Raw genomic sequence first — 26,127 nt, 5'->3', positions numbered from 1 at the left:
AAGATCAATAAAGAATTATGAATGCCAATACTCAACGGAGCTATCAAGAATGAAATAGAGCAAGATTCTCATGAAATGAACTTGATAAGCCTTCTCAAGATTGAAATAGAGCAAAATTCTCATGAAATGAACTTGATAAGCCTTCTCAAGATTAAAATAGAGCAAGATTCTCATGAAATGAACTTGATAAGCCTTCTCAAGATTGAAATAGAGCAAAATTCTCTTCAAATGAACTTGATAAGCTCTCTCAAGATTAAAATTGAGCAAAATTCTCTTCAAATGAACTTGATAAGCTCTCTCAAGATTAAAATAGAGCAAAATCCTCATGAAATGAACTTGATAAGCCTTCTCAAGATTGAAATAGAGCAAAACCCTCATGAAATGAACTTGATAAGCCTTCTCGAGATTAAAATAGAGCAAAATTCTCATGAAATGAACTTGATAAGCCTTCTCAAGATTGAAATAGAGCAAAACCCTCATGAAATGAACCTGATAAGCTCTCTCAAGATTAAAATAGAGCAAAATCCTCTTGAAATGAACTTGATAAGCCTTCTCAAGATTGAAATAGAGCAAAATTCTCATGAAATGAACTTGATAAGCCTTCTCAAGATTAAAATAGAGCAAAACCCTCTTGAAATGAACTTGATAAGCCTTCTCAAGATTGAAATAGAGCAAAATTCTCTTGAAATGAACTTGATAAGCCTTCTCAAGATTAAAATAGAGCAAAATTCTCATGAAATGAACTTGATAAGCCTTCTCAAGATTGAAATAGAGCAAAACCCTCATGAAATGAACTTGATAAGCTCTCTCAAGAAAATTTCCCAAATTATTGTTACCTCACAGTTTCCATCTTTTACGTCACTGCTTACATGTAAGATAAAGCAACAATCCTTCAGAAAACAGCTATAATGTCAGAGCAAGGGGGTACATATCGAATAGACGATATCTACCCCTTTAATCTTTAAGGTTTAGGATAAATAGAAAGTTCAAAAAAACCAACAACGACAATACATATGACTATAAATAAATATAAAGCAAGTGACCAATAGGCAAAGGTTTTTTTATGGTTTACTCTAGTGAAACTAAGAAGTGCAGTAAGGATGCCGATGGTTGGTAGTATTTGTAAAAAGAGATTTGTAAGTATGTCAATTCCATCTAGTGTCATTAGAAATATATTAAAATAAGCTAAGGTCAATAATGCGCAAATAAAGGAGAAAATGCTAAGCTTGGATTCTCTGTATCGATTTTTTCTTTTCTTTTTCATTTGCTTTACCAATTCCATAAACGTACCTCCCCAATATGAATGGTGCGGATTGCTTTATTTTCTCGTAATTTTAGTATTTCTTTCGTGGGTCCAGTTAGCACGCCTCCATATGCTCGTATTCCATTATTTTCTAGATAACGAATTCGCTCACTTAAATCGAGCCATTTTCCATGGGCGATATCTACTGCTTGCTGTTCATATTGTTCGAGAAAACGAAGGCTATCCATAAATTGACCTTCATTCTCTCCAAAGGTATTGTAGGGGGACCATGCATCTGGATCGGGTTGTGCTGGATATCCAATTGGCGCAAGATAACCGCCATCTGAACTTTTTCCTTCTGCTTCTAGACCCGTGTCAATTGCATACCATCTCCACTCTATATTTAGATTTTCTGTTATTTCTTTTATTTTTTCAGGAGCATATAATTCTTCTAAAGATATGTACACTTCCGCAACAGTACCTTCAGGAAGTTTGTTTAATGTTGTCCATGCCGTTCCATCTATATTGGTCATTCTTGCTTCTGGATGAAACAACTTCATCGTGTCATAATATGGAATATCATTTGGTGGTGATTCAGAAATATAATTCCTTTTCGGTGTCGTCGCTTGATCAAATTGATAATTTACTATCCAATCGCCTTGTTTGATATCACTTTTTCCCACTCTTTTGTATAAATCCATGTACACATCGAATGTAAATAAACCTACTTTTTCTTCAATTTCCATTTCTTCTAAGCTAACATTTGGTTCGGTTACATAGACTGTTTGAATGGCAACATCAATGAGATCTTCAGCCTTGCCACCCCATCCGTAGTAAATATAACTTACTATCGTCATAATAGGGTAGATAAGTAACAGAATCATGATAACGTATGCTACTAAAGATAATCTCGCATTTCGAATGCCGCTTTTTAAAATTTTATCAATTGATTTAGGTGGTAGGTCAGTGGAAACTTTTGCTTTTTTCTTTACTGTATTATCGCTGCGAACGGTCTCGTCATCCAATTCTTCTTCTAGTAATTCTTGATATACTTCTAGCTTTTCAATTTCCATTTCAACTTCTTTTACCTCTTCATCTGAGAGGTTACCTGCATAGTACTTTTTTAGTTTTTCTTTCCACTCTTGACTCATCTCTCAACACTTCCTTTGTTATAAAGCTGTCTAAGTTTTCCCCGCCCTCTGAAAATGTGTGACTTTAATGTGTTTTCTTTTATTGAAAGGATAGAAGCAGCTTCTTTATAGGAGTAACCCTCAATATCACATAACATAATTGCCTGTTTTTGAACGGCCTTTAATCGATCTAAATTATTGTAGAGTTCATTTTTGTCTTCATTCTGAAGGAATTCTGCTTCTACTGATACGCTCTGTGCAATATTTGTAAAAAATGCTGGTTCCGAAATATCTAATCTCTTGTTTCGTCTTATGTAATCGATAAAACTATGATAAGCAATTTTAAATAACCAAGCTTTTAATGCGTTAGGTGGACTTTTATCTAAAGATAAATATGCCTTCATGAACGTGTCCTGCGTTAAATCTTCTGCCAAACTTTTATCCTTACAGTGAGAGAGAAGATATCGATAGACATCATTAATGTATAATTTATATAGTTCTTGTATGTCCAATTCTTCTCCCCCTTCCCAATCAATTAACGAACAACACCTATAAAAGGTTGCAGCTATTTAAAATATATTAGAAAAATGTACAACTGAAATCTAATGAAAATCCACTCGACAAAAACAGACATTTCTCGACAAGTGACAGGCACCCAAAAAAAGCAGGATTATTTATATCATTGTCGAATGTATTTATGTATGAATGATGTAGAAAATTGGGTGATCTTTTGAAAAGGCTAGTCAAACTCGAAAATATTAGGAAAATTTATTCAAAAAGAGTTGTTCTAAATAATATTTCACTATCCGTCTATAAAAATCAAACGATCGCAATCCTGGGGGGGAATGGTACGGGGAAAAGTACGCTTTTACGACTAATAGCTGGAATTGAGCGGCCAAATTCAGGAAATATAGTTTATCCAACTAAAAGTATTCAAATAGGATATGTACCAGAAAGATTTCCGATAATGATTCGATTCACTCCTAGTGAATACTTATATTATATCGGGAGGATTGGTGGTGTCTCAAAAGTAATTCTTGAAAAGAGAATCCCTTACTTGCTTAAACGTTTTCAATTGAAAGATAATCAAAGGATACAGAAGCTGTCCAAAGGCAATTTACAAAAAGTCGGAATCATCCAAGCAATTTTGCAAACTCCTGATTTACTTATTTTGGATGAGCCAATTTCTGGTTTGGATCAACATGCACAGCAAGAATTATCTATCGTGCTCAAAGAATTGAAGGAGCAAGGGGCAACGATATTATTAACCTATCATGAATCAAATTTTTTTAATGACCTAGTAGAAGAAACATATTATCTAGAGGGTGGCCAGTTGTCAACGACGATTCCAACAACAGAAATAGAGCCTATGAAATTAATCATCGCGAAGCAGTTAAATCAGTCTGCGGTAAAAGAATGGGGTGAAGTAATCCACGCAATCACCGAAGATAACAAGTTACTTCTTTATGTATTCGAGAAAAATAGTGACACTGTCTTATCAAAAATTCTTCATTTGCAAGGGACTATTGATAGCGTCTTAACGGTAGACACTATAAAAGGAAAGGTGTAGGCGATGTGTTTGAATTTATAAAGTATAGTTTGCAAGATTATATCCGTTCGCAAAAATATTTTGCTCCTATTTCGACATATATCATTATAATTTTTGTTTTTTATACATACACACCGAATCCAATAATTGATAGTTATGCAGTAACAGCGTTAATTTTATTTGTTATTTCAGCTTGGCTCTGTGTAAGTTTTCTATCACTTGATTCAACGGTACAAAAACAAATCATAATCTTACGTCTAAAAAGTAATACACGCTATTTTGTTGGAAAGCTTCTTTCGATATGGTTGGTGACCGTTGTGCTTACTGTTTATGCATTTCTCTATCCAATTCTATTTCAAATGTTTCGTGAACCAGTAAACTTCACCTTAGGATTTGTTGCTATTCTTAATCATATGGTCTTAGCAATATTAGGGATTAGTGTTGCAAGTATCTTTAGTAGGGAGGTCATAAAGAGCCCAATTAGTGCTTATGGAGGGCTAGCACTCTGCCTTACAATTTCGATATCAGCTTTGGGGATTTATGATGTTTTACCTTCCATCTTTAAAAATATCGTTTGGATTATTCCCCCTGCAATTAGCACGCAGTCCTCGCTTATGGAGTGGAGCGGTACAAGCATTACACAACTTTCCATATTTTCATTTGTTTGGATTGTCATATACTCACTCCTTGTTTTGCTTTTGTTTTTAAAGCTATCAAGACGCTAAGGGAGATTTGTATTTAGTGTGCAAAAGAAATTTATGAAATAGGAAACTACCTAGAGAAATAAAAATAATTCAATAAACGGAGGGGGATATAAATGGATTTTCTAATAAGAAAAATGCTAATAACTGATATAAGTCAAGTACAGGATGTTGCAATGAAAAGCTGGAACGCTACTTATGATGGTATTATTCCGTTAGAGATGCAAAATAACTTTTTGGAATCTGCTTATAATGATGAAATGATGAAGAAGCGCGTGCAGCATTCCTTCATTCTTGTTGCTGAAGTGAACGGGATGATAGTAGGCTTTTCAAACTTTTCGCAAGTTTCGCATGGCAAGGCCGACTTGTCTGCCATTTACCTCTACCCTGAATATCAAGGGAAGGGAATTGGCACGGCATTACTATATATAGGGATAGAAAATTTAGATTCGGCTCGGGAAATTTATATTGATGTAGAAAAAGAAAATAGCATTGGTCGAACGTTTTATGAGGCAAAAGGGTTCGAGGTTGTTAAAGAATTTGATGATAATTTCGATGGGCATATATTGCAAACGATTCGGATGGTGTTGAAGGTATAGTAGATAATTTATTTTGTAAAAAAGTAGGAAGGGATTTACCTGGGCCTATGAAATTTTTAAAAATAATGTTGGTTGCAGTCATTATAGCATTTATTGTTTCGCTTATCGTCGCAATTTTAAATTATACGCCCGTTTCAGAGAGGTCTGTGGATACGTATTACTTTTCTTTCGTTGAAGGTTTGTTTTGGAACATGTACTTCATTATGCCGGTCATACTTTTCGCCGGTATACTATTCTTTTTTATTCAGATAATTTTAAGGAAATACAACCGATTATCTAATGTAGCTTTTATTAGCTTATGTTTAATTCTTACAATAGGTATAACCGTAGTAGCTGTCTACACTTTTCAGAGAGTTACGAGTGATGAAACGAATGATATCTATTTGATTCCTGAAGATTATGAGGGCGATGTTCTAGCATTCTATAATGTACGCGGTGCGCCAGAAGTTGAAACGGAAGATGGTTTTGAGGTGCATGTCATTAATGATGGAGGATATTTCACTACATCAACACCTGATATGGATTATGGCACGGTAACAGATCAATATTTCTATGTGGATGATAGTGGTAATCGGACCCCAATAAGTGAAAAATGTATTAGTATGTTTGGAACAGGTGGGTATACAACCTTTACGGAAGGCGAAGAAATCAATCTTGTTTATACAGGTTTCAAATTAACGAAAAGTAAGTGTGGCAATGAATTTGTGCTTGAAAGTTATGGTGCGGAAGAAAAAGAGAGAATGATAAGGGAAATATTACGAAGATATTATGGTGGTGCATTATGAAAGGATTCTTGAAACTATTATTTGAGCTCCATTCAAATGAAGGAACAGCTGAATATGTTGGGAATATCGTTATTCAATCGTGTTAAAGCAAATATAGAAAGCAGGTAACTTAAAGTGCAAAAAAATGACATAATCGAATTAAAGAACTTTTCAATTGGATTACCCAAAAAATTGAAGTACGGAAATGGGAAAGAAATAAATACAGCAATTCACAAAAAAACAACCGAAGAAGCCCTTTTAAAAAAAGAAGGGTTTCAAGGAGACGGGGTTGGGGACTTAAAACATCACGGAGGGTTAGATCGTGCTGTATGTGTATATCCTTATGAGCATTACTTACTTTGGGAGAAAGAATTTGGAGGTCCTTTAGCGCCTTCAACTTTTGGTGAGAACTTAACGGTAACAAATATGCTGGAAAAGGATATTAATGTTGGAGATGTTTTTCGGCTTGGTGAAGCTGTAATTCAAGTAACACAGGGTAGAATTCCATGTAGCACTATCACGAAGAGAACAAATAATCCAGCTCTTTTAAAAAGGATGGTACAAACCGGCTTTACAGGTTATCTATGTCGTGTTTTAGAAGAAGGCATTGTCCGAAAAGATTCAAACATTACTTTACTAGAATCACATCCTGAAAAAGTATCTATTCTTTACGGTAATGAGATTTATTTTCATAAGCAAAAGGATCTAGATGGGATAAAAAGATTGTTGGGTGTTGAAGAATTGGCTGATGAGTGGAAGGAATCATTGGTAAGTAGATTAAATAAACTTATTTAGTTACAGCAGGAGAGTGAAAAAATGGCAACAGAAAAATTATATTATCAAGATCAATACATTCGTAATTTTACAACAAAGGTTCAAAAATTAGATATTGATGAGAGTGGACGTACGTATGCCGTTTTAAATGAAACAGCATTCTACCCGACCGGTGGTGGACAACCGCATGACACTGGAAAGTTGAATGACGTAACTGTTTATGATGTGGAGGAAGTGGAAGGGGAGATTCGGCATTACATAGAGGGACCAATGGAGATTGGTACTGAATGTGTTGGACAATTAGATTGGGAGAGACGATTCGATCATATGCAGCAGCATGCAGGTCAACATATTTTATCCGCAGCATTTGAAGACACCTATGGATATAAAACGGTAAGTTTCCACCTTGGGAAGGAAACGTGTTCCATCGATCTTGAGGTGGAAGAGTTAACGGATGGGGTATCTTTCGACGTAGAAAAAATTGCTAATAACATTATTCTAGAGAATCGCCCAATTGAAGCAAAGTGGGTGACAGAACATGAACTAGCAAATTATTCTCTACGAAAGAAATTATCTGTTTCTGATAATATCCGACTTGTTATCATCCCTGACTTTGATTACAATGGCTGTGGAGGGACACATCCGAATTCTACGGGACAAGTCAATGCGATAAAAATATTGCATTGGGAAAAGCAAAAGAAAAACATTCGTGTCTTCTTTGTTAGTGGAAATAGAATGATAAAACAACTTCATGAAAAGCAACATGTCATAGGGGGTCTTACTTCGCTTCTGAGTGCGCCACAAGAACAACTCGTTCGGGCAACTGGTAAGGTTTTGCAACAGACGAAGCACCTTGAAAAAACAGTTGATGAGCTGAAATTAGCGCTAATCAAGTATGAAGCAAAGGAATTAATCGATGGGACTGGGCTTGCTCCCGGTCGTAAAACGATGAAAGTTATTTTTAAAAATCGGCCAATGAAAGAACTACAATTGTTAGCAAAATCAATTATGAAGGAAACGAGCAGTACTTTGATCGTGTTGCTATCAGAAAATGAAAGTAAGTTTCAACTTGTTTGCGCGAGAACGGATGACTTAGATATGAATATGAACCAGTTGATCAAGCAAGTGTTACCTATGATAAATGGAAAAGGTGGAGGCAATAATCAGGTTGCCCAAGGTGGGGGAGATACAATCCTTCCAGCAGAGCAGTTAATGAAAGCGTTAGAACGATTTATCGAATCGTAAGGAGAATGAAACATGACAACAGAAAAAGAGAAGATGCTAAACGGAGAAATGTATATTTCAGAAGATCCACAGCTTGTAAAGGAAAGAATTCATGCGCGTAAACTTACGAGATTATATAATGAGACAATAGAAACGGATGATGAGAATAGGAAAGAAATCTTATCGGAACTTTTTGGTACAATCGATGGAAATTTATTCATTGAACCAACTTTTCGTTGTGACTATGGCTACAACATCCATGTAGGTAATAATTTTTATGCGAATTTCGATTGTGTCTTTTTAGATGTATGTGAAATTCGAATCGGTGATAATTGCTTTATCGCACCAGGTGTTCATATTTACACAGCAACACATCCATTAGATCCGAAAGAGAGAAGTTCGGGAGCTGAATATGCGAAGCCAGTTCAAATTGGAAATGACGTTTGGATTGGGGGACGAGCGGTTATTAATCCGGGAGTTAAAATCGGAAATAATGTTGTGATTGCTTCTGGTGCTGTTGTAACGAAAGATGTTCCAGATAATGTTGTTGTCGGTGGGAACCCTGCTAGAGTGATTAAGGAAATCGAAATATAGGGTTTTAAACAAGTTAGATCAAGATATGTTTCTTGGTCTATTTTGTTTTTTGAACGTGTTTTTGATATATTTTCTCACGTGAAAAATCAAGAGGGAGCTTCTTTTTCAGGTTCTTAACCACGCATTCAGGTGCTCACTCAATGACTATACCTTACATGGAAGGGGAATTACCTTTTCCTCGAAAGAAGAAAGTAGTGCTATTTATCTTGTCATTGGGAAAATGTGTTTGGTACCCTTTTTGGGTTACTGGTTATTGTTGAATTGCTCCTATTGAATGTACTCGATTAAAATGGATATATTGATCTATTTGTTGTTAGTAAAAAGCAAGTCCCCCATAAATCATTCATCATTTACGAATAATATAAGAAGGTAGTTAATAAAATAGATAGTCTAATTCTACAATTATTGAAGTAAGGCGGTGGGGGAACGAGATGATAGAAAGAGAAGAACAACTCATTCGTAAATCCTATTATCATACATTTATGGATGGCATCCAAAATGTGCATCCAATTAAGGTTTTAGGAGATATGTTTAACGGTCAGCAGAATGAAATAGAAGACTTATCTGCTATTCGTTATGCACAAGGCGAGGTTTATTTTGAAAACAAAGATTATGAGACAGCTATATTCAAATGGCAAAATGTTACAGATGAATCGTTCATACCTTGGGCGCAGAAAAATATAGCCGATGCACATGGTGAGCTAGATTTATTGGACGTTGCTGAAGATTATTATAAAGGTATTGAAACTAATTCAGATACATTAAAAATTGAAGTACTGATGCAGTTATTTTTATTATATAGAAACCAAGAAAAACTCGATTCAGCTCTTCATTCAATTAAAGAAGCGGTAGTTCTTAATCCAGACTACCCTGGCGTCACAGAGAAAGCCCGTGAATATTATGAGAATGAACGGTACATAGGGCATGCAGTTGATCTTGCAATTGATGAGGCAACACGAGCAGAATCCCTACAATGGTTTGCTGTTTTGCAAGGTTATGTGGAACAAGGATTTACTAATAAGATGGAGCCAAGCGCTTTAACCGATGCATTGAAGGTGTTATATGACGTAAATCTACCCCGATTTGAAGATCTTGCTGTAGCGATTTGGGAAAGTTATAGACATGGAGATTTGTATTTTAGATGGTTAGAGGAAATTAATCAGTTATTATTGGAGAAAGACTTAAGCAATACGCATAGTTGGCAAAGTCTTTCCACTCAATTTAGAGAAACGTACATGTCATTACTAAGTGGAAAACATTTGATCAAAGACATTTCAAGTATCATACCAAATCTATTAATCAACTGGGTGCGTGGGTCTTCAGCAGCAGATGCTCTCATTGCTTCCAGTGCTGTACTTGCGTGGAATGAGAAGTTTCCATCAGGAATGGAATCATCTGTTGTGAATCAAGCAGAAACGATGTTAAAACAACACGGGGAAAATGACTATGATTCAGATGATGTGTACAATCTTTTTGAATCGATTATCGAGTGGGCAAAGGATAAGGGAATGGATCTTGGTCTTCGCTTTGAATGGGTGGTCCAACAGATTCGTGAATCATCCGACTTTAATTTGATGATTGTCGGAACTGAAGCAGAAGAGCAATCACTCATTAGTAATATATTGTTAGGTGGAGAGGTTGTCGATGCGTCAAATCTAGCTACTGTGATTTATAATGATACAGAAAAAGAGGAAATTCTTGATATTAGAGATGAAGGGGTTAAGCAAATAACTAACGTAGATGACTTTAAGGAGCACGGAACTGATGAACAAACACTGATTCGCTACAGTATGTCCGCTCCTATTTTACGTGAGAATAGAATTGCTTTAATTGATACGCCAGTCCTTACCGAACAAAGGAAATCTAGAAAAGGTGTATTTCCTTATCTTCATCTTGCTGATAGTCTTTTGTTTGTTTTGAATGCTGATTCCCCTTTAACATCTAATGAACTTGAGATGGCTGTCAAGATAAAAGAACATGCACCAGATTTACCAATTCATTTTCTCCTATCGAGGACGGATATAGATACAACTGTGGAGAGTAATGAAAAGTTAACGTCAAGTATCCGTACGTATTTTCCGACTGCACGGGTATTAATTTTTCCGATAATGGATGTGCATGATAATCAGTTAAATAGGATTGCAGCATTTGTTCAGTCAATTACGGGTGGTTACAATAAGGAAAAAGAACGTAAACATAAGATACTCCATTATTGTAGGGAATTGATTCGTCTTTTGCTTGAAAAACGAATAGAAATTGAAAATACGCTTCATGATACGATTCAATGGAATGAAGAGGTGGTAACAAAGGTAAGTGGTGCAATCAATCAATTGCGTGACATGGAAGAAGAGAGTGGACAGGGTACGAAAGGTGCTTATCGTCGGATTAAAGAAACATTAATGAATAATTTACTGAATAGGATTCCTGATTTGCTCAAAAGTTGTGCAGATGTGATTAAAGAGGATACGGATTTTAATAAAATACATGACAAGCTAAATGATGAAATGAATAGACGTGTGAATGCTTATATTGAGGAAAAAGCATTGCCGAGCTATCGTCACGCCATTGAAGGATGGATTAACGATCGGGAAATAGCGTTTAAAGAGAGTCAATTGTATTTAAATCAGATGAGTGAGAGTTTTTATGAATTGTATGATGAGAAGATAACGTTACATTGTGATTTTCAGGTGTTGGATGATTGGCGAAGGGACATGAATCGCATGACTAGGGGCGTTATGTTTATAGAGAAAAAGGCTATCATCATGCATAGTACCGTTCAAGTTATAATGAAACGTGCAGGGAAACTCTTTGAAGTATTACCGAAAAACAAAGGACTTCTGCAAAGTAAATATAAGAAGTTTATCGAAAACAAGGATTATAGTGTAATTGCAGAGCAAATGACTGCCGCTTTTATGCAACAATTCGAGCTTTTTGAGAAATCAATTGAACGTGACATCAACATGTTTTTCTCAAGTGCTGTAGAAGAATTGCATGCGACTATAGAAGAAAAAGAAAATAAAATGAAAGAAATGCACACAACTTTAAGTGAAATGAGAGAAAAACCAGAGATATTTAGAGACCCGCTTACAATTTATGGATTAAAGGTTAGACAGTTTGAATGGATGAATTCTTCGGATGAACGGGTTCCAGAACTTCAATAATATATGCCTAAAAAAGCGAACGGTGCTCAAGCCGCCCATTCGCTTTCTTAGTGTTTATAACATACGAAGCAACTACTGATCTTTAAACGAAAAATTCCCACAAATCAGGAAAGAAATCTGTTATGATTGGTAGTGAAGATAATATGGAAGGGCGCTTGATTTCGATGAGAATACCCGTGAATAAAGTTATTCGCTGGTCTGTTTTTTTTGTTGGGCTTATGATTTTTAGTCTCGGTATTACAATGACAATCAACGTTCAGCATCTAGGAATCCACCCCTGGGACGTATTAAATGTGGCGATGTTCGAGAAGGTGGGTTTATCAATTGGTTCATGGGCAATTATTATTTCGGGTTTATTGATTGCGATCTCGTGGATACTTGATAAACGATACATCAAACTGGGAACATTCTTTAATGCGATTTTGATTGGTGTATTTGTAGATGTGTATATGTGGTTGGATTTTCTCCCGCAGGCAAGCCAAACATGGGTAGATATTGTTTTAATACTCGTCGGAATTGTCATCATGGGTATTGGTGGCGGTATATATAATGCTGCGGGAGTTGGTTCAGGGCCACGTGATGGCTTTATGTTATCAATTTCTGACAAGACGAGATTATCAGTTAGTTGGGTGCGGATTATAACAGAAAGTTTGGTGCTGATCATTGGATTATTATTAGGAGGCCCTGTTTTTGTTGTGACATTTATATTTACATTTATTCAAAGTCCAATTTTTCAAGTGACGTATGAGAAATTTAAAGGTATCTTGGAAAAACTCGAGACAAATTATAATCAGAAACGAGCAGTTTCCTGAACCCTTAGATTGATGAAAGTACTATTTTATTTCACTATTGTTCTCTTTAGCTGTATCATTTTTATTGAATAAGTTCTTTGATACAATGTTTAATCGATTTAAGAAGCGATTGAATCCGAAACCGACAAAAAAGGCAATACTGATTTGGGCATAGGGTGCATCATCAAATTCGGTAAATTCAATTAGAAAGATGCCGCTCTGGATGAGTGTGACAGCAACAACAGCTGTTCCTGTAGCGAAGATAGGATAGAAAATATACATGACCCATTCGCGGTAATCGTTCAATTTGTTTTTCATATAATGGGAACAGAACATATAGAGATGGCGTAGTGAGCCACCGATAGCTCCTGCGAAAAAGTAATATAAGAAGATCTCAATTTTTTTAATAAATGGAAACCAGTCTACCGCAAAGCCAGTGCGTAGTAGAGCTAATACTAAGAAGCTTCCAAAAAATAGAATAGAAAGGTATGTTAGAATAAAAGCCTTCATGCTTTTCTTCAAAAAACCACCCCACTTTAGCTAATTTATTTTATGAGTAGAAATCAATTATGGTGACAGGCACATCTAAAAGGGTGACTCCATGATGAGTTGTTAATAAAATCCCTAAATAGCATGGTGAATCGGTATATAAAGTAGAATGAATAAAATAGCGTATGAATTTGAAAATAAAATCATAAATAAAGGGTGTTAAAAAATGAACGCAGATAATCGGCATTTAGAATCTAAGAAAATTATAGTATTAGGTGGGGATGGCTTCTGTGGCTGGCCTACAAGTCTTCATTTATCTAACGTAGGGCATGAAGTGATTATCATTGACAATTTGTCAAGGCGTAACATCGATAATGAATTAGAAGCAGAGTCATTGACACCAATCCAGCCGATGGGAACTAGGTTAAAGGTATGGAAGGAAATTTCGGGCAAAGAAATCAAATTTTACAATACAGATATAGCTTTAGAGTATGATCATTTCCTGAAAATCATAAATGATGAAAAACCTGATGTTATTGTACACTTTGCAGAGCAACGTTCCGCACCTTATTCGATGAAATCCTCAAAGAATAAACGATACACAATTAACAACAATATGAATGCAACACATAACGTATTATGTGCGATGGTGGAGTCTGGGCTTGATATTCATCTCGTTCATTTAGGGACAATGGGAGTCTATGGGTACGGCACTGCAGGGATGAAGATTCCAGAGGGATATCTTGATATCGAAGTGGAGACGGAAGCGGGAGAACGTGTCAAACAACAAATACTATATCCGACTAATCCTGGCTCTGTTTACCATATGACGAAATCTCAAGACCAACTACTTTTCCAATACTATAATAAGAATGACCGCTTGCGAATCACTGATTTACATCAAGGGATTGTTTGGGGGACAAATACGAAAGAAACCAGGCAAGACGAGCGATTGATTAATCGTTTTGATTATGATGGGGATTATGGTACAGTGCTGAATCGTTTCCTAATGCAAGCAGCCGTTGGTCACCCTATTACGGTACACGGAACTGGTGGACAAACACGTGCCTTTATACATATACAGGACACGGTTCGATGCGTGCAATTAGCAATTGAAAATTCGCCTTCATATGAAGATAAGGTGATGATTTTCAATCAGATGACTGAAACGCATCGTGTTCGTGATTTAGCTATGCTAGTTAGCGAGCTAACTGGTGGAGAAATAGCATACGTTTCAAATCCGCGAAATGAAGCTCCAGAAAATGACCTGCATGTACGAAATGACCTTTTCCTGTCCAAAGGTTTAGAACCTATTACGCTTGATGAGGGCTTATTGCAGGAGGTTACAAATGTTGCGAGGAAATATGCACACCGCGCAGATCATTCAAAGATTCCTGCGACAAGTACATGGACAAAAGACCAGCTACCGGGTGTTCCAAAGGAAAAAATTACAGACATATAAGTGATAATAATTAATAAAAAGACAGGATACAGTTTAGTTTGAGCTGCATCCTGTTTTTAATGTAAATAACTTGTTGTATTTTGCCTGAAATCGAACAGAGACAGCGCCTTTAACGTACTCTTTCTCCCTGTACCCATACTGCGCGAATGTTTTCTGGCTTTACAAGGTACATGATTCTTTGGAATATATCATATAACGCTTCTTCCACATTAAAGATAGGGAGTTTAGCTGATGCTACCTTCGTGTCAATAATTTGTACATCACATGCATAATTTTCTTCAATTCGACCGATTGGAAGGTTTAAACTCTCACCACCACCTGCTGTAGCCAAGTAGAAGGCTTCATTAAGGCTAATCCGTGACTTTGGCACCCCTCGTTCTTCTTGCGGTAATGCAGGATCGACCCCATCTTCTAGCATTCTAGACGAGACGATAGCTTGTTTCGCGTTATCATACAAACTCGGTGTGGCACCTGCAGAAATATCTGTCCCTAATCCAATATCAACTCCCTTGGAATGAAAATGGGATATTGGAATAACTGCATTAGCAAAGTAGGCATTCGATAGTGGACAATGGCCAATCGCCGTTCCAGTTTCGGCAAACAAATTAACATCGTTATCATCTAAGAAATTACAGTGCGCCATTACTGATTTCTTTCCTAATAGTTTAAAATCATGCAATGCAAAAGCATCATTTTTTCCGAAACGTTCCTTTACATAATTGTGTTCCCAGTCACTCTCACTGCAGTGTGATTGGATGTGTGTGTCGTACTTTGCAGCTAGTTCGCCTAAACCTTTTAAAGCCTCATCCGTACAGCTTGGGATAAAACGTGGTGTTACGACAGGGTAAACACCTTGTTTTGTTGCTTTCGCTAATTCCTGTACATCCTTAATAAACGCTTCTGTATCGGCTAATGCTGTTTCCGTATCAGCATCACGATAATAATCTGGATTTTGTTCCTTATCGTCCATTACGACTTTTCCAACGAGTGCCCGTTGCCCTTTCTTTGCACATATTTCAGCTAGCATTAGGCTTGCTTCTTTATGTATTGTAGCGAAATAGAGTGCAGTCGTTGTTCCGTTAGCAAGCAGGGTATTGACCAAGTCTTCATACACTTCCTTAGCAAAATCCAAATTAGAGTATTTTGCTTCAAGTGGGAAAGTATAGGTGTTTAACCATTCATTAAGTGGGAGGTCAAGTGCTGTACCAGACTGCGCCCATTGCGGAGCATGAACATGTAAATCAATAAATCCAGGTAAGAAATATTGACCATCTTCTAAGCGGTGAAAATTATCTTTACCTTGATATTTTTCTAATAACTCTTGATAATCTGTATCAGCAGGCGATATGATTTTTTCAATTAGTCCTTCTGTATTAACACAAAATAAGTGATTTTCTAAAATCATTACTTCCTTTGGTGCTCTGCTAGAAAATGCAGTTCCATGGAAAATATGCGTATAATTGCTCATAATTACCTCCTGAATGTTCGTGTTTAGGTGTTATATAGTTCATTATATAGGCAAAAAACATCTCCGTCTATGGAATTTATTTATTTCTATTTTCCTCCAAAAACATAGACTGGGTATGGATCTAACCCATTTAAGCGAATTATTTGAATTTTAATTTTATTAAAATCAACCTTGTTTTCGATAAAATGCATGCTATACTAATACCAATCAAAAGTAAATATTGTTTTTCATATAATCGTGGGGATATGGCCTACAAGTTTCTACCGGTTTACCGTAAATAAACTGACTATGAGAAGCGAGAATTAGATACTATCTATTTAGTGATGATATCTTTTCTTTCGTATTTCGAATTTTAAGCTCGGAATACATGCTTCTACATAGTAGAGGTATGTATTTCGGGCTTTCTTATTTTCCAACGATTATATAAAAACGGGGATTCTTATTTCTGATCACCTATTAAACTAGAAATCTAGAAATATACAAATTAGGGGGAACGAAATGGAAAGTGCTGCTAGAGAATTTGGGTCGAAAGTAACGGAGGAGCAACATCATTCAAAGGATGTAAGTGTTGGAAAGTCTTTATTCGTAGGGTTGCAACATGTAATGGCAATGGATTTATTTATTCCGCCAATTATTTTAGCTGGGTTACTATCTCTCTCTGTTGCTGATAGTGCAATGCTCATTCAAATGACATTCATTGCTTGTGGGATTGCAACAATCATTCAAGCAGGATTTGCGATGAAGCTTCCTGTGATGCAAGGTCCATCATTTGTTCCACTTAGCGCGCTCGCAGCAATTGGGACGACTTCAGGAATTGGGGCGATGATTGGTAGCTTAATTCCAGGTGCTTTACTCATTTCAATTTTAGGTAAACCACTTAAAGTCTTCAGTAAAGTAGTAAGAAAGTTCATTCCGCCAATTGTTGCGGGAACAGTGATTGTTGTGGTTGGGATTTCACTAATGCCCTCCGCAATTAATTCCATATATTCTGCACCTGGGGGACTTTCAACAAATGCACTGGTAGCACTTGTCACAGCTGGGATTCTTATTTTTTGCATGTATGTCGGTGAAAAATCAAAAACGAAATTAAAGTACATAAAAATCGCTTCCGTCATTCTGGCCTTAGGCATTGGAACAATCGTAGCATCCTTCTTCGGCTTAGTTGATTTTTCATCTGTAAAAGACGTATCATGGTTCGCATTGCCAAGTATCTTTGCGTTTGGAGCACCTGTTTTTGAATTAGATGCAATTCTTATTATGCTAGCCATCTATTTTATCATCATGATAGAAACAACTGGTACATGGTTTACGGTAGGTGAAGTAACTGGAGAAAAATTAGATGATAAGCGTTTAAATGGAGGTGCATTTGGTGAAGGACTCGGTTGTTTCGCGGGGTCATTCTTTGGTGGTACACCTGTTACAGGGTACTCTTCTAATGCCGGAATCATTGCTATTACTGGTGTGAAAAGCAGGAGACCAATTATTGCAGGTGGAATAATCCTTATTTTACTCGGTATGATGCCTAAATTGATGAATGTAATTGCGAGCATTCCTTCATCGGTTGTAAATAGCGTTTTTGCAATTCTTTGTGTAGTTATTATGATGAACGGATTCAAAGTAGTAAAACAAGCACCATTTACAGAAAGAAACATGCTTGTTATTGGCGTTCCGATTATGTTTGCATTATTTGCTGTACTTATGCCGGCAGATGTTTTATATCGTTTACCAAGTTTAGTTACATATTTCGTTTCTTCTGGAACAGCAATTGGGGCAATTGTGGCGTTATTACTCAACGTTATTCTTCCACAAAAGTCTGATGATGTCATTTCAGGGAAAAATTAATTAAAATATCAAAGGAGAGATTTGTTATGCAACAAGATAGACTGTGGAATGAGTGGCATCCGGTTTCTAAAGCGGATGAATTATTAGAAGATCCTAAACAGGTTTTTGTATTGGGGGAAAGAGTTGTTATTTTTCGAAATGAAAAGGGCGTACATGCTTTTAAAGACCTTTGTATCCATCGAGGTGCAGCACTCTCACTCGGAAAAGTGAAAAATGGAAAGCTTGTCTGTGCATACCATGCATGGGAGTATGATTCAGATGGAACCTGTGTGAAAATTCCTGCACTGCCATGTGATAGGCCCATCCCAAGAAAGGCAAGAGCTACCGTTTATCATTGTGAAGAATACCTTGGTTTAATTTGGGTGTGCTTGGGTGATGAGCCTGCACCTCTTGTACGGTATCCTGAAGCTAACATGGAACGGTATCGGACCGCTATTTGTGGACCGTATGATGTAAAGGCAAATGCACCAAGAATTATTGAAAATTTCCTTGATGTTTCTCATCTTATGTTTGTACATGAAGGCCTACTTGGAGATGAGGATCATGCAGAAGTCGTTGACTATGACGTGAAGTTTATTGATAATCGTTTCGTTACAAGTAAAATTCCAGTTTATCAGCCGAACGCAGATGGTCGATCAAAAGGTGGATATTCTGACTATGTTTATGAAATATTAAATCCTACGACAGCCCGTTTTACAAAAACGACAGAGGGTTCAGATGAAGAATTTACGATTTTGGTTGCCGTTAACCAAGAAGATAATGAACAAACAAAAGTATTTATGCTTTTAACGAGAAATTATGACTTAGATCAACCTGATGATCCTTTTATTGAATTTCAGGACACTATTTTCTACCAGGACCTTGATGTGGTGGAAAGCCAAAAACCAGAGCTTCTTCCATTAGACTTGCAAGCTGAAATGCATCTAAAATCCGATGCGCTAACAATCGCTTATCGAAGATGGCTTGATGAACTAGGTGTTGAAAATGGAACAATCGGAGTAATAGAAGGAAAGCGTAACAAACGGAAAAAACATGTTACACAATAATTGTTTTCATTTCCTTGTATAATTTCTAGTTTTATGTGGAATGAATAGAAGTGATTATCTTTTAAGATAAGAAAAAGTAATAGAAGTGCTCGTGTGGCGCAAGACATGGAGGAATTTGTATGAACAGAGGTACTGTTAAGTGGTTTAACGCAGACAAAGGTTTTGGATTTATCGAAGTGGAAGGTGGAGACGATGTATTCGTACATTTCTCAGCAATTCAAGGTGATGGTTTCAAATCTTTGGATGAAGGCCAAGAAGTTACGTTCGATATTGTTGACGGTGACCGTGGACCACAAGCTGCAAATGTTGTAAAAGTATAAATGGAATAAAAAGCGTTTCTCAAATGAGTATGAGAAGCGCTTTTTTATTAGGCTCTTTTCGCATAATTTGTTACTTATTATAATTGCCATTAAATATAGACTTCGGATCTCTTTAATTCAAAATAATGCAGCTCTCGCTCACACATACTAATATTAGGTTCTGTCATTCGCTCCGGCAGAATACTTCGCTTTCCAAGGGCACGGCCTTAGCCCCCTCGTGACGCCAAGAAAACTTCTGAGATGTCTTCGGACACGTGCTGTTCCCGTAGGACGTAGGACAAGGGTTGCTTCGACAGCGCCACATCTTCGTTGGAAAATTGGTTTGTTTTTCGAGGAATTTACATATTCTGCCTACGCTATGATAGTTGTTCTAATTAATTTGAGATTATAGCCCATGAAATTGCGTTTGTTGTAATTCGCACTAGATATTCTTATGCTCCATTATTTGTAGTTGTTTTAATTTGCTTCATTTTATGCAACGTATGCTTTGTTCCCCATTCATGCATTGCTTCTAAAATTGGCTCTAAGCTCCTACCATATTCTGTAATGGAATATTCTACTTTAGGAGGTACCTGAGGATAAACAACACGCTGAACAATATCTTCTTCTTCAAGCTCTCGTAACTGTTTTGTCAACATTTTTTGAGTAATGCCAGGCATTCTACGTTTTAGATCACTAAAACGATTTGTACCTTCTTGCAATAAAATTAATAAGATAATTGGTTTCCATTTACCAACTAATATTCCTAAGGCATCCTCCACACGACAATAATCTGGATTTTTTTCCATCTAATCTCCTCCATGGTATCATTTTATATACTTAACCACTTTTAAGTGCGTACTTTCTCAATTAATTTATATAATCTATAGTAATAGTATCATAAACATATTGAAATTTGTTCAAAAGTTTCGTTAAGCGACAAACTAATCATTAATTTATATAATATAGTTAAGAAGGGTTGGTATAGATGGAAAAATATCGGATAGATCCAAGCAAAGGGCTGGAATTTGGAATTTATACTTTAGGTGATCACCTGCCAGATCCCTTAACAGGCGAACGGATTTCCGCCGAGCAGCGAATACACGAAATCATTGAGTTAGCACAGTTAGCAGAGCAAGCAGGAATTGACTTCTTTAGTGTAGGTGAGAGTCATCAGGAATATTTTGCCACACAAGCGCATTCTGTTGTATTAGCTGCAATTGCGCAGGCTACAAATAAAATTAAAATTGCAAGCTCCTCAACCATTATCAGTACATCTGATCCCGTGCGTGTGTATGAGGACTTTGCTACAATTGATTTGATTTCAAAAGGTCGAGCTGAAATTATTGCTGGACGTGCGTCAAGAGTAGGGCTATTTGAATTGCTAGGCTATGATCTCCGTGATTACGAGGAGTTGTATGAAGAAAAATTTGATCTGTTACTAAAAATTAATGCAGAAAAAACACTTAATTGGTCTGGGCAATTTCGCGCGCCACTAAAAGACGCGGAAATTATACCTCGACCAGTATCTGGTTCGTTACCAATATGGAGAGCGGTAGGAGGGCCACCAGCAAGTGCAATTAAGGCAGGTTATGCTGGAGTTCCTATGTTCTTAGCGATGTTGGGGGGACCTGCCACAAGTTTCAAGCATTCCATAAATGCCTATCGTGCTGCTGCAAAGAGCCGTGACTTCGATCCGGATGAGCTTCCAATCGCTACGGCTGGTTTTTTCTATGCTGCTGAGACCACACAACAAGCGCAACGAGAGTATTATCCACACATTAACGAGGGTATGAAACGCACGAACGGAAGAGGTTATCCAAAACAACAATTTGCACAGGGGGCAGACGTTAGAGACGTTATGAATATCGGTAGCCCACAGCAAATTATTGAAAAAATTCTTTATCAATATGAGTTGTTTGGTCATCAACGTTATATTGCACAGATGGACTTTGGTGGGGTACCTTTTGATAAATTAAAGAAAAATATCGAAATAATTGGGAATGAAATTTTACCTGCAATAAAGAAATATACTGGGTTAGTGTAGGAGGAAGAGAAAGTGAAGATTGTTGCATTATCTGGGTCTATCGTTGGCTCAAAAACGAGAACTGCAATAGACTATACGGTGAAAGTTATCAATGAAAAATATCCTATTGCTGATATTACGTTACTAGATCTAGCAGATTATGATGTCCAATTTAGTGATGGTCGTTTGTATACAGAATATATCGGTGATACAAAATATGTTGCTGAAAGTCTTATGGAAGCTGATGCAATCATTATTGGGACACCTATATTTCAAGCATCCATACCAGCCACGTTAAAAAACGTGTTTGATCTTCTACCGGAGAAGGCGTTTCGGGACAAAGTTGTAAGTGTGCTCGTCACAGCTGGTTCCCCGAAGCATTACTTGATTCCGGAGCAACAATTAAAACCAATTTTGTCCTATATGAAAGCACAAACTGTCGGTTCATACGTATTTATTGAAGAAAAGGATTTTTATCAAAAAGAAATTGTAAATGATGATGTCTTGTTCCGAATCGAACGTTTAATAGAAGATACGGTTGTACTAACGGAGACTTACACGAAAATTCGTGAAGATAAAGAAGCGGAATATGGTTTTTAAACGTCATTTAAACAAGGGGTGTTGCCCCTTGTTTTTTTGTTAGTGAAAATTTACTTCTTTTCGGGAATAGTTAAGTTTCTTTTGCTTCGTTCATTCGTCAGTAATTCTATGAAATCTTCTTCTAAATTCATCTCCAAAGCTTTATCAAATGCTTCGATTAATCATGATTGCTTAGAAATTCCACCCAATTACCTCCAGCGTGTGTTTTTTCTTCTGAACACATGACTACTTTTACTTTTTATTCCCATATTATTAGAGATATAAACAAGGCCCTGGATATCGACAAATAAAGACAAATTACGACAAGTGACAGGCACCTCTAAGTAAGTAAGAAATCCATTTACAGTCGGGGTGATTTTGGAGGTTTTTGATTAATCCTGTTACGATGGCTGGGCTTAGATTTCTTTCCAAGATATGTTGCTTTAATAGGATTAATGATTCTTTTGTGATAGCGTCCTTGATGTCCTCAATCTTTTGCTCAAGTAGATGTATAATTTCTTCCTTTTTTATTTCTTTTTTGGTTTGGAGTTTTGAAAGCTGAACAATTTCTTCTGATATAAAGGTAATTGTCGTATGTGTTGCTAGTATGCTCGTTTTTTCTACAAGTGATTGAGATAATAGATTCAAATCTAAATCTAATGGAACGCTATTGAACAAGAATAACTCTGAATACATACCTGTAAAGCTTTTTATGCAATACATTAAATCATACTTAGTGTGTTTGATTTCTTCACCGTACTGCCGTTCAATCAGGTAGAGAATTATTTTATCCATTTCATTATTGTAATAGTGTAATTTTTCAAGAAGTTCATCATTTAATGTATGTGTTTGCTCTTTAATGAGCAGTTTTCCAAAGTCTGAATGCTTACGAAAAGATTGAAGGATTGTATGATAAAACGTATACAAAAGTGCATCATCATTTGAGGTTTTGACTAAGTGGTCAATGTCAGAAATGAATTCTTCCATAAAATGGTCTATTAATGCAATAATTAATTGATCTTTAGATTTAAAAGATAGGTAAAAAGCACCTTTAGAAATACCGCAATAATCTGTTATTTGTTGAATAGAGGTTGATTCGAACCCTTGCTTTGCAAAAAGTTCTAATGCTTTTTCCATAATTATTTGTTTCTTACTCATCTTATCTTCTCCCGCGCATTTGGTTGACAATTGACTGGTTAGTCATTATTATAAAGAAATGAGCTTTATAAGTCAATTAAGGGTAGGTGTAAGGGTGAGAGGTTTAGTCAACTTTGTGATAAAGAACAAATTAGCAGTTTGGTTACTAACCATTATTATTGTTGTCTCTGGTGTTTTTTCAGCGACAAGGATGAAAATGGAGACAATTCCAGATATCTCTATTCCATATTTAATGGTATTGGACGTTTATCCAGGTGCAACGCCTGAGCAAGTAATGGAAGACGTATCGATGCCTTTAGAGAAAGCGATAGAAAATCTTGAAGACGTGAAAGCCGTATATTCTAATTCCAATGCAAATATGGCTAATATTCAGGTCGAGTATGATTATGGCGTGGATATGGATGAGGCAAAAAGAGCGCTGGAATCTGCATTAGATACTGTTGTCTTACCAGAAGATGCTGAGGAGCCAACGATTTCAGCAATTAGCATGAACATGATGCCGGTTGTTGCTTTAAGTGTAAGTAGTGAAACAGAGGATATTGTTGAATTAACTTCGACAGTTGAGGAAATTCTCCTACCGAAAATCGAAAAAATCGATGGAATAGCTTCAGCAACAATTACTGGTCAGCATATAGAACAAGTAGAACTAACGTATGATGAAGCGAAAATGGCTGAATTTGAACTTACGGAAGATTCGGTAAAACAAGTGATACAAGCGAGTGATCTTGCCGTTTCTTTAGGTCTTTATGAGTTTGAAGAAGGTGAACAAGCTGTAGCGGTGGACGGGAAGTTCATGACAGCGGATGAATTAAAGGAAATGCTTATTCCTGTAACACCTTCAGAAAATCAGCCTGCACCATTTGTAAAATTGAGTGATATTGCTACAATTGAAGTCGTGGGTGATGTACAGTCTATCTCACGGACAAATGGGGAAGACGCGATTGCCATTCAAATTGTGAAAGGGCAAGAAGCGAATACAGTAGATGTTGTAAATAGTGTGAAGGATTTAATCGCAGAAGAGACGGAAAACATTGAAGGTCTTGTAGTTGATGTATCCCTTGACCAAGGTGAACCAATTGAAGAATCTGTGTTTACGATGGTAGAAAAAGCCGTTTTTGGTGGATTAATCGCGGTATTAATCATTCTACTGTTCTTACGTGATTTTAAATCTACTATTATATCAATTATATCCATACCAGTTTCTATTTTTATGGCAATACTTTTATTAAATTGGTTAGATATCACTTTAAATATTATGACACTAGGTGCGATAACCGTTGCCATCGGTCGTGTTATTGATGACTCGATCGTTGTAGTTGAAAATATTTATAGACGGATGCATTTAAGAGAAGAGAAACTAACAGGCCGAGCACTTATACGTGAAGCGACGATTGAAATGTTCAAACCAATCATGTCTTCCACATTAGTTACGGTGGCAGTTTTCGCACCTTTAATCTTTGTCGGTGGTATGGTCGGCGAATTGTTTATGCCATTCGCATTGACGATGACATTTGCGTTAGGTGCATCGCTAATTGTTGCGATTACAATCGTTCCAGCACTATCTCATTTCTTATTTAAGAAGAAAATATATGGTGAAAAGACAGAAAGTAGTCACAAAGAACATGGTAAATTAGCAAATTGGTACAAGGGCATCCTAAAATGGACGCTTAACCATAAGATAATTACTTCTGTTGTTGCTATTATCCTATTTGTAGGTAGCTTGGCGTTAATGCCATTAATCGGTTTTAGTTTCTTGGGAAGTGAAGAAGAGAAAGTAATGTACTTAACATACACACCAGAAACTGGCGAGTTAATGGAAGATACTATAGAGAACATTTCAGTGGTTGAAGAAGAAATGCTGAAACACGAAGATATTGATATCGTTCAATTATCCGTGACCGATAGCAGTGATCCAATGTCAGCGATGATGGGTGGCGGAGGTTCATTAATGTACCTCATTTTTGACCCAGAAATGGATGACTTCCCAGAGGCTCGCGAGGAAATTGAAGAATATGTATTTAATATCGGACAAAGTGGCGAATGGAAGAGTCAAGACTTCTCTTCTATGGGAATGGCTACAAATGAAGTTAGTTACACGTTCTACAGTGAAGATCTAGACAAACTAAATGAAGCAGTTGTCATGGTAGAAGATGTAATGAAAGAAAATGATGGTTTAGAAGATGTTTCTTCAAGCGCTGAAGATGCGTATGTGGAATACACATTTAACGTAGAACAAGATGAATTATTACAATACGGTTTAACAACTGGCCAAATAGTGATGATGTTAAGCCCAAGTAATACAGAAGAAATATTAACAACCGTTGAAAAAGATGGTAATACGCTAGATGTAATTGTTCAGCAAAAGCAGGTGGAACAACCGAAATCAGTTGACGATATTTTAGCGACTGAGGTACCTACAGCACTAGGTACAACTATGCCTCTATCTGAGCTTGTTACAGTAGAGGAAGGAACTACCTTAAATACACTTGCGCGTAGTGGTGGCGAATACTATGCAACCGTTTCTGGAACAATCCTTGATGATGATATTTCAAAAGCAACGTCTGAAGTTGACGAGGCGATTGATGAATTAGATTTACCAAAAGGTGTAACAGTCGGTGTTGCAGGTGTTGCAGCTGATATGGAAGAAACCTTTACACAACTAGGTTTTGCTATGATTGCAGCAATTGCGATTGTATACTTTATTCTAGTTGTAACGTTTGGTGAAGGTCTTGCGCCATTTGCTATCCTATTCTCATTACCATTTGCAGTAATCGGATCATTTGTAGGTCTACTGATTGCTGGTGAGACAATTTCAGTATCAGTTATGATGGGTCTATTAATGTTAATTGGTATTGTTGTAACAAATGCTATTGTACTCGTAGACCGAATTATTCATATGGAACGTGATGGTATGGAAATGCGTGAAGCGATTCTAGAGGCAGGGGCAACACGTTTGCGTCCAATTCTAATGACAGCTATCGCAACAATCGGAGCTTTAATTCCATTGGCAGTTGGATCAGGTGGAGGCGGCTTAGTCTCTAAAGGTCTCGGAATTACCGTAATCGGTGGATTAGCAAGCTCTACACTATTAACGTTAATTATCGTTCCAATCGTTTATGAATTTTTATCTAGGTTATTTAAGAAGAATCGTAAAGAAATAGAAGAGAATTAAAATGAAAATACCCTACAATTATCTTGTAGGGTATTTTTATGTGTATTGACAAATAT

25 protein-coding genes and 1 riboswitch are annotated in these 26,127 nt (G+C 36.7%); of the genes, 17 read left to right on the top strand and 8 right to left on the bottom strand.

All coding sequences use genetic code 11. The features are described from left to right. Positions 1–21: 21 nt before the first annotated feature. The gene (locus D8M05_RS04385) at positions 22–909 is read left to right on the top strand and encodes a hypothetical protein (RefSeq protein WP_121129026.1); all 888 of its coding nucleotides are present in this window, start codon (positions 22–24) and stop codon (positions 907–909) included. Between the two features lie 52 nt (positions 910–961). Here the strand turns inward: D8M05_RS04385 and D8M05_RS04380 are convergent, their stop codons facing one another. The 3 genes from D8M05_RS04380 to D8M05_RS04370 are packed head-to-tail and all read right to left on the bottom strand — an operon-like array spanning position 962 to position 2,885. Further along, the gene (locus D8M05_RS04380) at positions 962–1,282 is read right to left on the bottom strand and encodes a hypothetical protein (protein ID WP_121129024.1); all 321 of its coding nucleotides are present in this window, start codon (positions 1,280–1,282) and stop codon (positions 962–964) included. Beyond that, entirely contained in the window at positions 1,270–2,394 is a 1,125-nt protein-coding gene (locus D8M05_RS04375; protein WP_121129022.1) for an anti-sigma factor, read from the bottom strand. Before D8M05_RS04375 ends, D8M05_RS04380 begins: the two co-directional genes overlap by 13 nt. Further along, complete coding sequence (locus D8M05_RS04370; RefSeq protein ID WP_183072698.1) at positions 2,391–2,885, bottom strand: sigma-70 family RNA polymerase sigma factor; 495 nt, start codon at positions 2,883–2,885, stop codon at positions 2,391–2,393. The genes D8M05_RS04375 and D8M05_RS04370 overlap by 4 nt, the downstream gene beginning before the upstream one ends. A gap of 218 nt (positions 2,886–3,103) precedes the next feature. On the opposite strand from D8M05_RS04370, the gene D8M05_RS04365 reads away from it, so the two are divergent. The 9 genes from D8M05_RS04365 to D8M05_RS04325 all read left to right on the top strand — a co-directional run bounded on the left by D8M05_RS04365 (position 3,104) and on the right by D8M05_RS04325 (position 12,551). Continuing rightward, a complete protein-coding gene (locus D8M05_RS04365) occupies positions 3,104–3,943 on the top strand; it encodes an ABC transporter ATP-binding protein (protein ID WP_183072697.1) in 840 nt (279 codons plus the stop codon). 5 nt (positions 3,944–3,948) lie between these two features. Further along, positions 3,949–4,647: a hypothetical protein gene (locus D8M05_RS04360; RefSeq protein ID WP_121129016.1), complete on the top strand. Its 699-nt coding sequence runs from the start codon at positions 3,949–3,951 to the stop codon at positions 4,645–4,647. A 92-nt stretch (positions 4,648–4,739) separates the two neighbouring features. Further along, complete coding sequence (locus D8M05_RS04355; RefSeq protein WP_121129015.1) at positions 4,740–5,222, top strand: GNAT family N-acetyltransferase; 483 nt, start codon at positions 4,740–4,742, stop codon at positions 5,220–5,222. 47 nt (positions 5,223–5,269) lie between these two features. Continuing rightward, a complete protein-coding gene (locus D8M05_RS04350) occupies positions 5,270–6,007 on the top strand; it encodes a DUF6843 domain-containing protein (RefSeq protein WP_121129013.1) in 738 nt (245 codons plus the stop codon). A 114-nt stretch (positions 6,008–6,121) separates the two neighbouring features. Further along, the gene (locus D8M05_RS04345) at positions 6,122–6,781 is read left to right on the top strand and encodes an MOSC domain-containing protein (protein WP_121129011.1); all 660 of its coding nucleotides are present in this window, start codon (positions 6,122–6,124) and stop codon (positions 6,779–6,781) included. A 21-nt stretch (positions 6,782–6,802) separates the two neighbouring features. Continuing rightward, on the top strand, positions 6,803–8,005 hold the full coding sequence (locus tag D8M05_RS04340) for an alanyl-tRNA editing protein (protein WP_121129009.1): 1,203 nt from the start codon (positions 6,803–6,805) through the stop codon (positions 8,003–8,005). Positions 8,006–8,017: 12 nt separating this feature from the next. After that, complete coding sequence (locus D8M05_RS04335; protein WP_121129007.1) at positions 8,018–8,578, top strand: maltose acetyltransferase domain-containing protein; 561 nt, start codon at positions 8,018–8,020, stop codon at positions 8,576–8,578. Between the two features lie 431 nt (positions 8,579–9,009). Further along, positions 9,010–11,739 carry a P-loop NTPase family protein gene (locus D8M05_RS04330; RefSeq protein ID WP_245985189.1) on the top strand — a complete coding sequence of 910 codons (2,730 nt, stop codon included), beginning with the start codon at positions 9,010–9,012 and terminating at the stop codon, positions 11,737–11,739. 176 nt (positions 11,740–11,915) lie between these two features. Then, entirely contained in the window at positions 11,916–12,551 is a 636-nt protein-coding gene (locus D8M05_RS04325; RefSeq protein WP_379543622.1) for a YczE/YyaS/YitT family protein, read from the top strand. A 21-nt stretch (positions 12,552–12,572) separates the two neighbouring features. Here D8M05_RS04325 and D8M05_RS04320 read toward each other — a convergent pair whose 3' ends face one another. Continuing rightward, complete coding sequence (locus tag D8M05_RS04320; protein ID WP_121129005.1) at positions 12,573–13,052, bottom strand: hypothetical protein; 480 nt, start codon at positions 13,050–13,052, stop codon at positions 12,573–12,575. 193 nt (positions 13,053–13,245) lie between these two features. Here D8M05_RS04320 and D8M05_RS04315 point away from each other — a divergent pair, with 193 nt between their 5' ends. Beyond that, positions 13,246–14,481 (top strand): NAD-dependent epimerase/dehydratase family protein, encoded by a 1,236-nt coding sequence (locus tag D8M05_RS04315; RefSeq protein WP_121129003.1) that lies wholly within the window; start codon positions 13,246–13,248, stop codon positions 14,479–14,481. A gap of 109 nt (positions 14,482–14,590) precedes the next feature. On the opposite strand, the gene guaD is transcribed toward D8M05_RS04315, so the two are convergent. Next, positions 14,591–15,949 carry a guanine deaminase gene (guaD, locus tag D8M05_RS04310; RefSeq protein ID WP_121129001.1) on the bottom strand — a complete coding sequence of 453 codons (1,359 nt, stop codon included), beginning with the start codon at positions 15,947–15,949 and terminating at the stop codon, positions 14,591–14,593. Between the two features lie 207 nt (positions 15,950–16,156). Then, a riboswitch (purine riboswitch) is annotated at positions 16,157–16,258 on the top strand. 189 nt (positions 16,259–16,447) lie between these two features. Between guaD and D8M05_RS04305 the strand changes: the two genes are divergently transcribed. From D8M05_RS04305 to D8M05_RS04295, 3 genes are all read left to right on the top strand, one after another. Then, on the top strand, positions 16,448–17,791 hold the full coding sequence (locus tag D8M05_RS04305) for a solute carrier family 23 protein (protein ID WP_121128999.1): 1,344 nt from the start codon (positions 16,448–16,450) through the stop codon (positions 17,789–17,791). A 26-nt stretch (positions 17,792–17,817) separates the two neighbouring features. After that, entirely contained in the window at positions 17,818–18,837 is a 1,020-nt protein-coding gene (locus D8M05_RS04300) for an aromatic ring-hydroxylating dioxygenase subunit alpha (RefSeq protein ID WP_121128997.1), read from the top strand. 119 nt (positions 18,838–18,956) lie between these two features. Next, entirely contained in the window at positions 18,957–19,157 is a 201-nt protein-coding gene (locus tag D8M05_RS04295) for a cold-shock protein (RefSeq protein WP_121128995.1), read from the top strand. Positions 19,158–19,588: 431 nt separating this feature from the next. Here the strand turns inward: D8M05_RS04295 and D8M05_RS04290 are convergent, their stop codons facing one another. Next, entirely contained in the window at positions 19,589–19,945 is a 357-nt protein-coding gene (locus tag D8M05_RS04290; RefSeq protein ID WP_121128993.1) for a winged helix-turn-helix transcriptional regulator, read from the bottom strand. A gap of 179 nt (positions 19,946–20,124) precedes the next feature. On the opposite strand from D8M05_RS04290, the gene D8M05_RS04285 reads away from it, so the two are divergent. Both D8M05_RS04285 and D8M05_RS04280 read left to right on the top strand, forming a co-directional pair. After that, a complete protein-coding gene (locus tag D8M05_RS04285; RefSeq protein ID WP_121128992.1) occupies positions 20,125–21,183 on the top strand; it encodes an LLM class flavin-dependent oxidoreductase in 1,059 nt (352 codons plus the stop codon). 12 nt (positions 21,184–21,195) lie between these two features. Then, the gene (locus tag D8M05_RS04280; protein ID WP_121128990.1) at positions 21,196–21,762 is read left to right on the top strand and encodes an NADPH-dependent FMN reductase; all 567 of its coding nucleotides are present in this window, start codon (positions 21,196–21,198) and stop codon (positions 21,760–21,762) included. 50 nt (positions 21,763–21,812) lie between these two features. Here the strand turns inward: D8M05_RS04280 and sda are convergent, their stop codons facing one another. Both sda and D8M05_RS04270 read right to left on the bottom strand, forming a co-directional pair. Further along, positions 21,813–21,920: a sporulation histidine kinase inhibitor Sda gene (sda, locus tag D8M05_RS20830; protein WP_342772235.1), complete on the bottom strand. Its 108-nt coding sequence runs from the start codon at positions 21,918–21,920 to the stop codon at positions 21,813–21,815. A gap of 139 nt (positions 21,921–22,059) precedes the next feature. After that, positions 22,060–22,899, bottom strand: a complete 840-nt coding sequence (locus D8M05_RS04270; RefSeq protein ID WP_121128986.1) for a TetR/AcrR family transcriptional regulator — start codon at positions 22,897–22,899, stop codon at positions 22,060–22,062. 94 nt (positions 22,900–22,993) lie between these two features. On the opposite strand from D8M05_RS04270, the gene D8M05_RS04265 reads away from it, so the two are divergent. Further along, a complete protein-coding gene (locus D8M05_RS04265; RefSeq protein ID WP_121128984.1) occupies positions 22,994–26,071 on the top strand; it encodes an efflux RND transporter permease subunit in 3,078 nt (1,025 codons plus the stop codon). Positions 26,072–26,127 lie beyond the last annotated feature (56 nt).

It is taken from the genome of Oceanobacillus bengalensis (genome assembly GCF_003628445.1).
Classification (GTDB): domain Bacteria; phylum Bacillota; class Bacilli; order Bacillales; family Amphibacillaceae; genus Oceanobacillus; species Oceanobacillus bengalensis.
The sequence above is the reverse complement of the archived record's forward strand: the minus strand, read 5'-3'. Positions and strand labels throughout refer to the sequence as shown.